The sequence below is a fragment of the Nocardia yamanashiensis genome (assembly GCF_021183565.1).
Taxonomy (GTDB): domain Bacteria; phylum Actinomycetota; class Actinomycetes; order Mycobacteriales; family Mycobacteriaceae; genus Nocardia; species Nocardia yamanashiensis.
The window spans coordinates 6912443-6925973 of the sequence record NZ_CP089226.1 but is presented as its reverse complement, the minus strand read 5'-3'; the positions used below and the strand labels follow the sequence as shown (position 1 = coordinate 6925973).

At 68.3% G+C, this 13531-nt stretch carries 12 protein-coding genes; 7 read left to right on the top strand and 5 right to left on the bottom strand.

The features are described from left to right. Positions 1 to 79 precede the first annotated feature (79 nt). The 3 genes from LTV02_RS31925 to LTV02_RS31915 all read left to right on the top strand — a co-directional run bounded on the left by LTV02_RS31925 (position 80) and on the right by LTV02_RS31915 (position 3697). Complete coding sequence (locus LTV02_RS31925; RefSeq protein WP_174567236.1) at positions 80 to 1960, top strand: ABC transporter ATP-binding protein; 1881 nt, start codon at positions 80 to 82, stop codon at positions 1958 to 1960. A gap of 81 nt (positions 1961 to 2041) precedes the next feature. After that, positions 2042 to 2989 (top strand): class I SAM-dependent methyltransferase, encoded by a 948-nt coding sequence (locus tag LTV02_RS31920; RefSeq protein WP_233035415.1) that lies wholly within the window; start codon positions 2042 to 2044, stop codon positions 2987 to 2989. A 237-nt stretch (positions 2990 to 3226) separates the two neighbouring features. Beyond that, positions 3227 to 3697, top strand: coding sequence for a cell wall-active antibiotics response protein (locus tag LTV02_RS31915; RefSeq protein WP_233035414.1), 471 nt, complete (start codon positions 3227 to 3229; stop codon positions 3695 to 3697). On the opposite strand, the gene LTV02_RS31910 is transcribed toward LTV02_RS31915, so the two are convergent. Together LTV02_RS31910 and LTV02_RS31905 are read right to left on the bottom strand one after the other, a co-directional pair. Continuing rightward, positions 3642 to 4118: a PaaI family thioesterase gene (locus tag LTV02_RS31910; protein ID WP_233035413.1), complete on the bottom strand. Its 477-nt coding sequence runs from the start codon at positions 4116 to 4118 to the stop codon at positions 3642 to 3644. The genes LTV02_RS31915 and LTV02_RS31910 overlap by 56 nt on opposite strands. Beyond that, the gene (locus LTV02_RS31905) at positions 4115 to 4693 is read right to left on the bottom strand and encodes a TetR/AcrR family transcriptional regulator (protein WP_233035412.1); all 579 of its coding nucleotides are present in this window, start codon (positions 4691 to 4693) and stop codon (positions 4115 to 4117) included. The genes LTV02_RS31910 and LTV02_RS31905 overlap by 4 nt, the downstream gene beginning before the upstream one ends. Positions 4694 to 4967: 274 nt before the next feature. Between LTV02_RS31905 and LTV02_RS31900 the strand changes: the two genes are divergently transcribed. Both LTV02_RS31900 and LTV02_RS31895 read left to right on the top strand, forming a co-directional pair. Beyond that, a complete protein-coding gene (locus LTV02_RS31900; RefSeq protein WP_233041780.1) occupies positions 4968 to 6038 on the top strand; it encodes a DNA polymerase IV in 1071 nt (356 codons plus the stop codon). Positions 6039 to 6067: 29 nt separating this feature from the next. Next, on the top strand, positions 6068 to 6850 hold the full coding sequence (locus LTV02_RS31895; protein WP_233035411.1) for an enoyl-CoA hydratase/isomerase family protein: 783 nt from the start codon (positions 6068 to 6070) through the stop codon (positions 6848 to 6850). 30 nt (positions 6851 to 6880) lie between these two features. Here LTV02_RS31895 and LTV02_RS31890 read toward each other — a convergent pair whose 3' ends face one another. Next, complete coding sequence (locus LTV02_RS31890; protein ID WP_233035410.1) at positions 6881 to 7699, bottom strand: alpha/beta fold hydrolase; 819 nt, start codon at positions 7697 to 7699, stop codon at positions 6881 to 6883. A gap of 151 nt (positions 7700 to 7850) precedes the next feature. On the opposite strand from LTV02_RS31890, the gene LTV02_RS31885 reads away from it, so the two are divergent. Together LTV02_RS31885 and LTV02_RS31880 are read left to right on the top strand one after the other, a co-directional pair. Further along, positions 7851 to 8843, top strand: a complete 993-nt coding sequence (locus LTV02_RS31885) for an acrylyl-CoA reductase family protein (protein ID WP_233035409.1) — start codon at positions 7851 to 7853, stop codon at positions 8841 to 8843. A gap of 82 nt (positions 8844 to 8925) precedes the next feature. Then, entirely contained in the window at positions 8926 to 10086 is a 1161-nt protein-coding gene (locus LTV02_RS31880) for an epoxide hydrolase family protein (RefSeq protein ID WP_233035408.1), read from the top strand. Here the strand turns inward: LTV02_RS31880 and LTV02_RS31875 are convergent. Then, positions 10076 to 10789 carry an endonuclease/exonuclease/phosphatase family protein gene (locus LTV02_RS31875; protein WP_233035407.1) on the bottom strand — a complete coding sequence of 238 codons (714 nt, stop codon included), beginning with the start codon at positions 10787 to 10789 and terminating at the stop codon, positions 10076 to 10078. The two genes, LTV02_RS31880 and LTV02_RS31875, sit on opposite strands and share 11 nt — an antisense overlap. A gap of 96 nt (positions 10790 to 10885) precedes the next feature. After that, positions 10886 to 13282: an endopeptidase La gene (gene lon / locus LTV02_RS31870; RefSeq protein WP_408639436.1), complete on the bottom strand. Its 2397-nt coding sequence runs from the start codon at positions 13280 to 13282 to the stop codon at positions 10886 to 10888. Positions 13283 to 13531: the final 249 nt, after the last annotated feature.

Genomic DNA, 13531 nt, shown 5'->3' with positions numbered 1-13531 from the left:
CCCTTGATCTGAACCTTGGTTGAGGTCTTAGTGTCGGTGGCCTGGGGTTCACTGGACCCTGACCGGTGAGGAGTGCGGGATGAGTATGGAATCCGTGGCGTGGAATCAGCTGTATCGGCAGATGAACGCGCCTACCGAGCGGCGACCGCTGCGCCTGGCCACGGCCAAGCGAATTCTGGCTTTCGCGCACGCGCATCACCGGCGGCTGGCGGCCTTCCTGGTGTTCAGCATCGTGTCGGCCCTGCTGGCGGTGGCCACGCCGGTACTGGCCGGACAGGTGGTCGATGCCATTGTGGGCGGCGGCCCGGTGCGCACCGTGGTCGTGCTCGCGGCGGTGATCGCCCTGGTGGCGGTGCTGGACGCGGGGCTCGGGCTGGTCATCCGGTGGCTGTCGGCGCGCATCGGCGAGGGTTTGATCTTCGACCTGCGGACCGCGGTGTTCGATCACGTGCAGCGGATGCCGGTCGCCTTCTTCACGCGCACCCGGACCGGCGCACTGGTGAGCCGGCTCAACAATGACGTTATCGGGGCGCAGCGGGCGTTCAGTTCCACCCTGTCCGGGGTGGTCACCAATGTAGTGACGCTGGTCCTCACCCTCGCCGTCATGCTGCGGCTGTCCTGGCAGATCACGCTGCTGGCGCTAGTGCTGCTCCCGGTGTTCGTGGTGCCCGCGCGGCGCATGGGCGAGCGGCTGGCCACCATTCAGCGGGAAGCCGCGGGACTCAATGCCTCCATGAGCACCCAGATGACCGAACGGTTCTCAGCACCGGGCGCGACCCTGGTGAAGCTCTTCGGACGGCCGCAACAGGAGTCGGTGGAGTTCGCCGCGCGGGCCGGGCGGGTGCGCGATATCGGGGTGCGCACCGCCATGCTGCAGACCGTGTTCGTCACCGCGCTCACCCTGGTGTCGGCGCTGGCCCTGGCGCTGGTGTACGGGCTCGGCGGCTACTTCGCGCTGCAGGGCAAGCTGGAACCCGGTGCGGTGGTGGCGCTTTCGCTGCTGCTCACCCGCCTGTACTCGCCGCTGACCGCACTGGCCAGCGCCCGCGTGGACATCATGTCGGCGCTGGTGAGCTTCGAGCGGGTCTTCGAGATCCTGGATCTGCGGCCGCTCATCGAGGACGCGCCGGACGCCCGCGAAGTGCCCGAGGGCCCGATCGCGGTCGAGCTGGACGCGGTGCGCTTCGGGTACCCGTCCGCCGACAAGGTGTCGCTGGCCTCGCTCGAGGATGTGGCGACCCTGGACACCCGCGGCGGTGAGGAAGTGCTGCACGGTATTTCGCTGCGCGCCGAACCCGGGCAGATGGTGGCGCTGGTCGGCTCCTCCGGCGCCGGTAAATCCACCATCGCGCAATTGGTTTCGCGGCTCTACGACGTGGACGGCGGCGCGGTGCGGCTGGGCGGCGCGGATGTGCGCGAGCTGACCGGCAAGTCGATCCAGGCCACGGTCGGCCTGGTCACCCAGGACGGGCATCTGTTCCACGAGACCATCCGGGCCAATCTGCTGCTGGCGCGGCCGGAGGCGACCGAGGACGAGATCTGGGACGCGCTGCGGCGAGCCCGGCTCTACGACCTGATCAGCAGCCTGCCCGACGGGCTGGACACCGTGGTCGGCGAACGCGGCTACCGGCTCTCCGGCGGCGAGCGGCAACGGCTCACCATCGCCCGATTGCTGCTCAAGCAGCCGCGGGTGGTCATTCTCGACGAGGCGACCGCCTCGCTGGACTCCACCTCGGAGGCCGCGGTGCAGGAAGCCCTGGCCGAAGCCTTGGACGGGCGCACCGCACTGGTCATCGCGCACCGGTTGTCCACCATCCGCAATGCGGACCAGATCGTGGTGCTGGAGCAGGGGCGCATTGTCGAGCGCGGCAATCACACCCAGTTGCTGGCGGCCGGTGGGCGGTACGCCGAGCTGTACCGGACCCAGTTCGCCGACGACAGCGAGCCCGCCGCGGCCTGAGGCCCGCGCGCCCGGCACGAGATTTGCCGAACCGGCAAAAGAAGTGTCGGGTTTCGCGGTTCTCTCGCTAGCGTCGTGGGCATGGGAGCACACACGCATGAGCAGGGACAGCATTCGCACGCACACTCGCACGGGCACTCCCACGGGCACGGGGGTCATACCCACGACGGGATCGACTGGACCCAGCTGCTGGACAACCTCCGCCGCGACGACGCCATGGCGGCGGTCACCAATGCGGAGATCGCCCGCCGCCTGATCGCGCTGCCGAACGCCGGCGGGGATCGCCCCACCGTCATGGACGCCGGGGCCGGAGCCGGTGGTCAGAGCGCGGCGTTCGCCAAGGAACTGGCGGCGCGGGGCGGCGGCCGGCTGCTCATCGTGGACGCCACCCCCGAATTGCTGGACGTGGCAAAGGAAGCCGCCGAGCGCGCCCTGGACGGCAGCGACAGCGTCACCATCGAAACCATCCAGGCCGATGCCGCGGCCGCCGATCTGGCCGAGCAGTTGCCCGCCGCGGACCTGGTCTGGGCCTCCCGCATGGTCCACCACCTCCCCGACCAGCAGGCCGGCACCACCGGCCTGGCGGGCGTGGTGCGCCCCGGCGGCTGGCTCGCGCTCGCCGAAGGCGGCCTGCCGATCCGTTGCCTGCCTTGGGAACTCGGGCTCGGCCGCCCCGGCCTGCAGGATCGCCTGCTCGCCGCCCGCGACGCCGGTTTCGCCCAGATGCGCGCCGATATCGAAGGCAGCGTCCCCATGCCCTACGGCTGGAACACGGCCCTGTCCCGCGCCGGCCTCACCGAGGTCACCTCCTTCAGCGTCCTCACCGACCACCCCGCCCCGCCTGCCGACGACGTCCGCGAAAGCGTCATCGCCTGGCTCGGTTTCCTCCGCGAGCGCGCCGTGGATCTCGACGACACCGACAAGACCACCCTCGACGCTCTCCTCGACCCCGCCGCCCCCTCTTTCCTCGGCCACCGCGACGATATCTACATGCTCGGCACCACAACCGTTTTCATCGGCCGCCGCTGACCCACCGCCGGTCCACCAGCGATCGGTTGGAGCTCGGCTCCGGGGGGTTCGGGGGCGCGGCCTCCGAGAGTTTCGAGAGTTGAACACCCCCGTAATCTGGCCGTGCTCCAACCGTCACCGTGTTGTGGCCGCAGGGGCCGATCTGGCGGTCCGAAATATCCTGCTATACGGCATAATTCGACTTCCCCGGGCTAAACCCAAGTCATGTCGTTTCATTCGCCGGGGGAGGAGTTTTCGGTGACCCGTACCAAGGAACAGCGGCACACGGCCGCCGTCCGCAACGATGATTTCGAGCGGATGTTCGGTGCCCGGCGTAAACAGCCGGCCGACGTCCCGCCACTGCACCTGCAGGTGAACGGCGGTACGCAGCGCACCGGAGAATCCTGGACGGTGCCGAAAACCATTACCGCCGAAGCGGTTTCCGGAAAACTCGTGATCGATTTCACCACCGCGCATTGCACGCGCCGGGAAATCGAGCTGCGGGTCGAAGCCGGCGCGGGCGCGATCGTGCTGATCGTGCCGCGCGGCTGGCGGGTCGATATGGACGGCGTGCGCAATGACAGCGGTGGGACGGTGTCGAATCGCGTGAAACTGCCGCGGTTTCCGGGCGCGCCGCTGATTCGGGTGGCAGGCGCGGTCGAGACCGGGACGGTCAAGGCGCGTTATGCGTTTCGGACGCCGCTGGCGTGGTTGCGCCGTTCCCGTTGAGTTCGCGTTCCACACTGCGCGTGGTGCCCTGCGCCACCGCGACCACCACCGCCGCGCCGTCGGCGTCCTCCGCGAAAATCTCGCAGCGGCAGACGGCTTGGCGCCGGGTGGCGTCCACCACGGTGGCTTCGGCGCGCAACCGGACGCCGCCGGCCGGGCGCAGATAGGTGATGGTGAAACCGCCGGTGAGCACGTTCGCGCCCAGCACGGTTCCGGCCGCGTAGGTGAGGGCATTGTCGGCGGCGTAGGCGAGGACGCCGCCGTGCACCAGGCCGAATTGCTGGCCCAGTTCGGGGCGGATCGGGATCTCCAGGGTGGCGCGGCCGTCACCGAAGGCGGTGAGCTCTGCGCCCACCAATTGGCTGAAAGGCTGTGCCGCAAGCACTTTCCGCGCCAGGTCGAGGTCCAGTACCAGGGTCATCTGCCGGCCTTTCGTTCGTGCTCGGGAACGCCCAGCGCCTGCCAGGCCGCATCCGCCAATTGCGGGGCCACCTCGCTGGGCGCTTTGGTGAATTCGCCGCCCAGCCAGTGCCGGGAGTACACCTGCGCCGGGCCCAGCCAGAGGGCGTACAGCAGGTCGAAGTCGAGTTCGCGGACCGCGCCGTAATTGGCGTGCGTCCGCCACCAGCGCAGCACCGCGCGCATGAAATCGCGATTGCCGTCGCTGTCGCGAACGCCCGGCGGGCGGGCCGAGGTGAGAACCTTTGCGCGATATTGATTCTCGGTCACCCAGCGCAGATGTTCGGTGACGCCCGCGCGCACGCCCTCCTCCGCGCCGGTGCTCTCGCCGACCGCGGCCCAGAAATGCCGCTGATAGTCCTCGAGCGCGTTCACCCACACCTGCCGGTACAGGTCCGCCTTGTCCGGGAAGTGGTGATAGAGCGCGCCCACGCTCGCGCCCGCGGCATCACGGATCTGCGTGAGCGTGGCATCGAGCGCCCCCTGCTCGGCGAACTGCCGCTCGGCCGCCAGCAGCAACCGATCTCGAATCTTCATATCCAGAATTTAGTTCTGTTTTGTGAGCCGCACAAGAGGAAAAGGGGGCTGAGCCCCGGACCCCCTGGTCCTGCGGACGGCTGAACAGCGGCAGGCAGGCTGCCCGCCCGACCCGGTGTGGCCGGCCAAGCCACTCGGGGCGCGCTGACCGAAGTCAGGGCGCCCGCGAGGTGCCGACTGCGGGCCGGGACTCTTCGCCCGGAGACTGGCCGCGCGGGGGAGTGCGGTGGTGGATTTGCGGGCGTTGGTGCAGACCATGCGGTATGACGGAGGGGTGGGGCGCTGGGTGTTGCACGTGGACCTCGACCAATTTCAGGCCGCGGTCGAGTTTCGGCGGCATCCGGAGTTGCGGGGGGAGCCGGTGATCGTGGGTGGGAACGGGGATCCCGGGGAGCCTCGGAAAGTGGTTTCTTGTGCGTCCTATGCGGCGCGGGGGTTCGGGGTGCGGGCGGGGATGCCGTTGCGGACGGCGGCTCGGATCTGTCCGGAGGGGGTGTTTCTGGCGCAGGATCTGAGCACCTATGCGGAGGCTTCCGGGGAGATCATGGAGGTGCTGCGGGGGTTCACCGAGCGCGTCGAGGTGCTGGGGTTCGACGAGGCGTTTCTCGCGGTGGATACCGATGATCCGGAAGGGCTCGCGCGCGAGATTCGGGACGCCATCGAGGGTTTGGAGCTGACCTGTTCGATCGGGATCGGGGACAACAAGACCCGGGCGAAGCTGGCCACCGGGTTCGCCAAGGCGGTGGGCAAGGCGGGGGAGGGGGACGGGCCCGAAACGGCGGAACAGGGGACCGGGATCTTCCGGCTCACGGCAGAAAACTGGGAATCGCTGATGGCGCACCGGCCGACCAGCGCGCTGTGGGGGATCGGCCCGCGGATCGCGAAACGGATGAGCGCACTCGGCATCGACACCGTCGCCCAGCTGGCCGCCGCCGATCGCGAACTGCTGGCGGCGGAGTTCGGGCCGAATACCGGTCCCTACCTGTGGGTACTGGGGCACGGGGCGGGGGACACCGATATCACCGAGCCACGAGAACCGGTGGGGCACAGCCGGTCCGAAACCTTTCCGGTCGACCTGACCGAGCGCGCCGCTCTCGATGCCGCCCTCACCCGGCTCGCCACCCAGGTCGCGGAGGAGACCTTCGCGGACGGCCGCGCCATCGGGCGGGTCGGTGTCAGCGTACGCACCAAGACCTTCTTCACCCGCACCAAGCAGCGGAAACTCCCACAGCCCAGCACCGACGTCGACGAGATCGTGCGCACCGCCCTCGACGTCCTGCACGCCTTCGAACTGGACCGCCCCATCCGCCTGCTCGGGGTGCGGGTCGAATTTGCGATGCTTTGAGCACGCACACGACGGAAGGCACCCTCTCGATGAGCAGTTACGAGAACATCCAGTTCGAGCACGACGGACCGATCGCGCGCATCACGCTGAACCGGCCCAAGGCGGCCAACGGGATCGATCAGGCGCTGGCGGAGGAGCTGGTGCGGGCGACGGAGTACTGCTCGGAGGATCCCGCGATCAAGGTGGTCGTGCTGACCGGGGCGGGGAAGTTCTTCTCGGCCGGCGGCGACGTGCGCGCCATGGCGGCCGCCGACGATGCCGGGAAGTTCATCGAGAAGCTGGCGGGCACCCTGCACCACGCGGTGTCGGCGCTGGCCCGGATGGACGCGCTGCTGATCGTGGCGGTGAACGGGACCGCCGCGGGCGCCGGGTTCAGCCTCGCGGTGGCGGGCGACCTGGTGGTCGCGGCCGAGTCGGCGGCATTCACCATGGCGTACACCAAGATCGGGCTGAGCCCGGACGGCGGCGCTTCCTACTACCTGCCGCGACTCATCGGCGTGCGCAAGACGCAGGAGCTCATGCTCACCAATCGCACGCTGCCGGCGGCCGAGGCGCTGGAGTGGGGACTGCTGCACCGGGTGGTGCCGGACGCCGAACTCGAGGCGGCCGTCGAGGAATTGGCGCAGCAGTTCGCGGCGGGGCCCAAGGCGTCCAATGCGAGCGTGAAGAAGCTGCTGCTGGTGTCCTCGCAACACACCCTCGAGGAGCAGCTGGCCACCGAGGCCGCGTTCATCACCCGCAATGCCGAATCCACCGACGGCGCGGAAGGCATCGCGGCGTTCGTGGAGAAGCGCGCGCCGAAGTACGCCTGACGGCTGGGGGCCATTGGCCCCCAGCGCCTTTCAACCCTTCACGAATTCCAGAATGTCGGCGTTCACCTGCGCCGCATGACTGATGTACAGGCCGTGCCCCGCATCCGGGTATTCCTTCAGGACCGCGTGCGGGGCCAGCTTTATCGCCTGCCGGCTCGACACGTCGATCGGGATGGACTCGTCGGGAATGCCGTGCAGCAGCAACATGGGCACCGTCACCGCGGCGACGTCGGCGCGGTGATCGCTGGTGAACAGTTCTCGCTGCATCAGATCGATGGCATACGGCGAGGCCGACAGGCAGCGGCGCATCTCCTCTTCCATGACCGGCCGCGAGACCCGCACGCCCAGCCGGGTGGCGAAATACCCTTCGAGGCGATCGGCGAACCACTTCGGGCGATCGGCCCGCAGCTCCGCGTTCGACGCGTCCAGGAATTCGATCGGCACGCCCACCGGGTTGTCGGCGGTCCGGCACATGAACGGAATCGCGGGCGCCAGCAGCGCGATTCGCGACACCCGGTCCTGCCCGTGCCGGCTCAGATACCGCACCACCTCACCGCCGCCCGCCGAATGCGCGACCAGCGTGACCTCGCGCAGATCCAGGTGCTCGATGAGCGCCCCCAGATCGTCGGCACGGGTGTCGATGTCGTATCCGGCGGGCGACCGGTCCGAACGCCCGTGCCCGCGGCGATCCACCAGGATGCAGCGGTAACCCCGCTCGACGAAGTACGGCAGCTGGTATTCCCACATATCGCTGTAGAGCGACCACCCCGCCACGAACACGATCGGCGCGCCGGTGCCGTATTCCTGGTAGGCGAGGGTGGTGCCGTCGGTGGTCCGGAAGTTCGGCATAGCTGCTGTGCTCCTTGCTGTTTCGCTGTTGGAACCAACCTTCGCAGCGCTCGGGAACGAAAGCGATTACCCGTCGGGTAAAGCCCCGCGCACACCCCCATCGACGCAGGAAGAACCACCTCCGGGCGGGTGCGCGACCTATGCTCGACGAATGGAGTTCCAGGCGATGGTGGCCCACGAAACCGACAACGGCATCAGCCTGATCCGGGAGACGGTCGGCGACGACTTCCTCGGACCCGGCACCGTGACGATCAAGGTGCATTTCACGAGCGCGAACTACAAGGACGGGCTCGGCATCACCCCCGGCGGGGGCGTCATCCGCAACTATCCGCTGATCCCCGGCATCGATATCGCCGGTGAGGTCTTCGCTTCCGACGACGCCGATTTCGTGCCCGGCCAGCTGGTGGTCGCGCACGGCTACGACATCGGGGTGGCGCATCACGGCGGGTTCGCCGAATACGCCCGGGTGCCGGCCGAATGGGTGGTGCCGCTGGACGGGCTCACCCCGCGCGAGGCGGCGGCGCTCGGCACCGCCGGGTTCACCGCGGCCATGAGCGTGCAGGCGCTGCTCGATCAGGGGCTCACCCCGGACGACGGTCCGGTGCTGGTCACCGGCGCGACCGGCGGCGTCGGCACGGTGGCCGTCGATATTCTGGCGGGGCTGGGCTACGAAGTGGTCGCCTCGACCGGGAAGCTCGGGGCTTCGGAATTGCTCACCGCGCTCGGCGCTTCCTCGGTCATCGGGCGATTGCCCGGCGAGGGGGAGAAGCTGCGCCCGCTCGGCAAGGCGCAGTGGGCCGCGGCGGTCGACAGCGTGGGCGGCGAATCGCTGGCGCATATTCTGTCCGCGATCAAATACGGTGGCGCGGTGGCGGTTTCGGGTCTCACCGGCGGACCGGCCGTGCCCACCACGGTGATGCCGTTCATCCTGCGCGGCGTGTCGCTGCTCGGCATCGACTCGGCGCATTTCCCGATCGCCGCGCGCCGTGAACTGTGGGCCCGGCTGGCCAAGGATCTGAAGCCGCGGCATCTCGCGCTGCTGGAGAACTACGCGCCGATCACCGAGGCGGAGTCGGTGTTGCGTTCCATCCTGGACGGTACCCATTCCGGGCGCACCGTACTGGGTGTGGCGGGCGAGTTCTGAGCCGAGTAAAGGCGCTCTACGCTGCGCGAATAACGAGTTCTCATGATGTGGCGGTCCCCTCTTTACCGGAACCATAAATGTCATGAGCAACACGGAGATCCGCCCCTTCCGCATCGATATCCCGCAGGCCGACCTGGACGATCTGCGCTACCGCCTGACCCGCACCCGCTGGATCGATCAGCTCCCGGGTGCGGGCTGGGAGCGGGGCGTGCCCACCGAGTACCTGCGTGACCTCGCCACCTATTGGGCCGAGAAGTTCGATTGGCGCGCAGTCGAATCCCGCCTCAATGCCTTCCCGCAGTTCACCACCGTCATAGACGGGCAGCGGCTGCATTTCCTGCACATTCGTTCCGAGCGCGCCGATGCCACCCCGCTGCTGCTGATCCACGGCTGGCCCGGCACCGCCGCCGACTTCCTGGATCTGGCGGGACCGCTGACCGATCCGGCGGCGCACGGCGAACCGGATGCGCCCGCCTTCCACCTGGTCATTCCGACGCTGCCCGGGCACGGCTTCTCGGGTCCGCTCACCGAAACCGGCTGGCACGACGGCAAAGTCGCCGGCGCCCTGGCCGAGCTGATGGCCCGCCTCGGTTACGACCGGTACGGGGTGCAGGGCGGAGATCACGGCGCGTTCATCGCCCCGCGCCTGGGCCGCGAGCACGCGGACCACGTGCTCGGCGTGCACGCCAATGCCCTGGTCACCTTCCCGACCGGCGATCCGGCGGATATGGCCGCGCTCACCGATGCCGAGCGGCAGCGCCTCGGCGCCATGAAGCGGTTCCAGGACAACGGTTCGGCCTACATGAACCTGGCCGGGTCGCGACCGAACACCCTCGCCCAATTGCTCGCCGATTCCCCGGTCGCCCAATTGGCCTGGATCATCGAGAAGTACAAGGAGTGGACCGATGCGGCGTACGAGCTGCCCGAGCAGGCCATCGATCGGGACAAGCTGCTGACCACCGTCGCGATCTACTGGCTCACCGACACCGCGCGCAGCGTCGCGAACTACTACTTCGAGCGGTTCAGCGACCCGAGCATGTTCGCGCCCAAGCCGAAGGGCACCGTGCCCACCGGGGTCGCGGTCTTCACCACCGCCGATTTCGCCATCCGCCCGTTCGCGGAGAAGGCCCACAATATCGTGCACTGGTCGGAATTCCGCTCCGGAGGCCACTTCCCGGCCCTGGAAGTGCCCGAGCTGCTGGCCGGCGATATCCGCGAATTCTTCGGTTCCCTCATTCGATGATCGCGCGGACGAGGTTGTGGTCGGAAACCCCGGCCACATCCTCGACCACGGTGTCGCGCAGCGTGATTCCCCGGACCACCACGTGATCGATGTACTGCGATTTCGAACCCTTGGTGCGCGGCCGGGTCGGAATTGCCTCCGGCACTTCGGAAACCGTGAATCCATCGCCCAGTCCGGCGGCCACGGTCCGGCGGTCCGCGTTGAAATCGCCCAGAATGACGGCTTTTTCACCCGCCACGGCCAGCTCCGCGAGCCTCGCGAACTGGGCATCGCGGCGGTCGTCGCCGGTGACATGGGTGGCGATCACCAGCACGCCATCGACCTCGACGGTGAGCGAACCATTACCCGGATCGTTGTCGAAGACCTCACCGCGCACTTCGCGAGAATCGCCATCGACCAGCAGCACCAGCGACTCGGTGCCGTCCGTCAGCGCCGCCGCCAGGGACGGAACGAGCCGGCGAGGTTTCGGGATCCGCGAATATCGCAGCACATGGAAGTTCCTACCGGGCAGGGCATCCCGCAGCCCGGCCAGCTGATCACCGCTGACCTCCTGCAAAGCGATCACCCGCTCCGTTCGCTGCGCAATAGCGGCAGTTACCGCATCGATCCGCTCAGCTTCATTGGGCCAGCGCTCGGCAACCTCACTCGCCCAATTATTGGCATGGGTGCGATGCAGAACATTCCAGGTGGCGACAGTGATCACGAACCCGAGCCTATGGCAAGCAAACGGCCCGTGCATGTTTCACATGAAACGAAACACACACGGGCCGTTAGCTATTCGATAGCCCTCTTCGCGGGGTCAGGCGGTGGCCGCGAAGGCCGGGCGGTCGAGGGAATCCTCGATGACCGGTTCGATGGCGTAGGCCAGGATTTCGGCCACGTCGGCGACGGGGCGGACATCCAGGGCGGCCAGCACCTCGGCGGGCACCTCGTCCAGGTCGGGCTCGTTGCGGGCCGGGATGAAGACCGTCTTCAAACCGGCGCGCTGGGCGGCCAGCAGTTTCTGCTTGACGCCGCCGATCGGGAGGACGCGCCCGTTCAGGGTGACCTCGCCGGTCATGCCCACATCCGAGCGGACCTGGCGGCCCAGGGCCAGCGACACCAGGGCGGTGACCATGGTGACGCCCGCGGACGGGCCGTCCTTGGGGACCGCGCCGGCCGGGAAGTGGATGTGGATATTGCGATCGAGGACCTTCGGCTCGATGCCGATCTCTTCCAGGTGGGAGCGGACGTAGGTCAGGGCGATCTGCGCGGACTCCTTCATGACGTCGCCCAGCTGACCGGTGAGGGTCAGGGAGCGGTCGCCTTCGGCGGCATTGGCCTCGATGTAGAGGACATCGCCACCCGCGCCGGTGACGGCCAGGCCGGTCGCCACGCCGGGAACCGCGGTGCGTTCCACCCCGTCCGGGGTGAAGCGCGGACGGCCCAGGTAGTCCTTCAGGTTGTCCAGGTCGATGACGAGCGAACCCGACTTCGCTTCGGACAGTGCCCGTTCCGGCTTGTCGTAGCCCAGTTCGGCGTCGTAGCCCAGGCTTTCGGGCACGAACTCCCCGGCGATGACCCGGCTTTCGGCATCGGCCAGATCCGCGCCCTCGGACAGCTTGGTGGCCGCCTTGCGCAGCGCCTTCGCCACCAGTCGTTCCATCTGCCGCACGCCGGCTTCCCGGGTGTAGTTGGCGGCGATCTCGCGCAGGGCCGCGTCGGTGATCGAAACCTCCTCGGCGGTCAGGGCATTGCGCTCCAGCTGGCGCGGGATCAGGAAGTCACGGGCGATGGCCACCTTGTCGGCTTCGGTGTAGCCGTCCACGGTGATCAGTTCCATGCGGTCCAGCAGCGGGCCGGGGATGGTGTCCATGACATTGGCGGTCGCGATGAACAGCACGTCCGACAGGTCCAGATCCAGGTCCAGGTAGTGGTCGCGGAAGGTGTGGTTCTGCGCCGGGTCCAGGACCTCCAGCAGGGCCGCCGCGGGATCGCCGCGGAAGTCCGAGCCGACCTTGTCGATCTCGTCCAGCAGGACGACCGGGTTCATGGAACCGGCCTCCTTCATGGCGCGCACGATGCGGCCGGGCAGCGCGCCCACGTAGGTGCGCCGGTGCCCGCGGATCTCGGCCTCGTCGCGCACGCCGCCCAGGGCGACGCGAACGAACTTGCGGCCCAGGGACCGGGCGACCGATTCACCCAGCGAGGTCTTGCCCACGCCGGGCGGGCCGACCAGCACCAGCACCGCGCCGGACCCGCGTCCGCCCACCACCTCCAGGCCGCGGGCGGCCCGGCGGGAACGGACGGCCAAGTACTCGACCATGCGGTCCTTGACCTCGTCCAGGCCGTGGTGGTCGGCGTCGAGCACCGCGCGCGCCGCCGAAACATCGGTGCTGTCGGTGGTTTTCACGCCCCACGGCAGTTCCAGGACGGTGTCGAGCCAGGTCCGGATCCAACCGGTCTCCGGGCTCTGATCGCTGGAGCGCTCCAGGCGATCGACCTCGCGCAGCGCGGCTTCCCGCACGTCCTTCGGCAGGTCGGCGTTCTCGACCCGGGTGCGGTAGTCCTCCGCGCCCTCGGGCTCGCCTTCGCCCAGTTCCTTGCGAATGGCATTGAGCTGCTGGCGCAGCAGGAATTCCCGCTGCTGCTTCTCCATGCCCTCGCGGACGTCTTCACTGATCTTCTCGGTGATCTCGGTCTCGGCGATGTGCTGGGTGGTCCACTCGATCAGCTTGCGCAGCCGCGCCACGGTGTCCGGGGTGTCCAGGATCTCGCGCTTCTGCTCGTTGCTCAGGTACGACGCCCAGCCGGCGGCGTCGGCCAGCGCGGACGGATCGTTCATCTGATTGACCGCGTCGATCACCTGCCACGCCTCGCGACGCTGCAGCACCGACACGACCAGCTTCTTGTATTCGGCGGCAAGCTCTTTGGTCCGGCCATCGGCGGCCGGAATCTCCACCGGCTCGGCTTCGACCCAGAGCGCCGCACCCGGCCCGGTCACCCCGTGCCCGATCTTGGCCCGGCTCTCGGCCTTCAATACCGCCGCGGGCGCACCGCCCCGCATCCGGCCCACCTGTTCGATGGTGGCCACCACGCCGTAACTCGCGTACCCCTCGTCGAGGCGAGGCGCGACCAACACCTGGTTGACCTTGCCCGCACGGGCGGCATCGATAGCGGCCTGGCTGGACTCGTCGAGTTCGATCGGCACGACCATGCCGGGCAGCACGATCGGATCGGTCAGGAACAGCACCGGCAGGTTCTGAGGGTTGGTCACTTCTCTACCTCTTCCAACATTGAGCGTCTCCTACTCAACTCAGGTTGAGCGATACCCAGTCAACTCCCCGCCTCCCGAACTAATTCCGTGACCTTGTTCGCCCCCGGCGAACACCCGCCAATCCCGCCCTGACCAGCAGCTCAGGGCGATGAAGTCGCGCGGATCTGCCCACGAACATCGCACCAGTCA

Excerpts from the sequence above, each read along its gene's own strand:
- LTV02_RS31880 (WP_233035408.1), top strand. The coding sequence starts at position 8,926 with ATGAGCAACACGGAGATCCGCCCCTTCCGCATCGATATCCCGCAGGCC.
- lon (WP_408639436.1), bottom strand. The coding sequence starts at position 13,282 with ATGGTCGTGCCGATCGAACTCGACGAGTCCAGCCAGGCCGCTATCGAT.
- LTV02_RS31925 (WP_174567236.1), top strand. The coding sequence starts at position 80 with ATGAGTATGGAATCCGTGGCGTGGAATCAGCTGTATCGGCAGATGAAC.
- LTV02_RS31895 (WP_233035411.1), top strand. The coding sequence starts at position 6,068 with ATGAGCAGTTACGAGAACATCCAGTTCGAGCACGACGGACCGATCGCG.
- LTV02_RS31905 (WP_233035412.1), bottom strand. The coding sequence starts at position 4,693 with ATGAAGATTCGAGATCGGTTGCTGCTGGCGGCCGAGCGGCAGTTCGCC.
- LTV02_RS31885 (WP_233035409.1), top strand. The coding sequence starts at position 7,851 with ATGGAGTTCCAGGCGATGGTGGCCCACGAAACCGACAACGGCATCAGC.
- LTV02_RS31890 (WP_233035410.1), bottom strand. The coding sequence starts at position 7,699 with ATGCCGAACTTCCGGACCACCGACGGCACCACCCTCGCCTACCAGGAA.
- LTV02_RS31910 (WP_233035413.1), bottom strand. The coding sequence starts at position 4,118 with ATGACCCTGGTACTGGACCTCGACCTGGCGCGGAAAGTGCTTGCGGCA.
- LTV02_RS31920 (WP_233035415.1), top strand. The coding sequence starts at position 2,042 with ATGGGAGCACACACGCATGAGCAGGGACAGCATTCGCACGCACACTCG.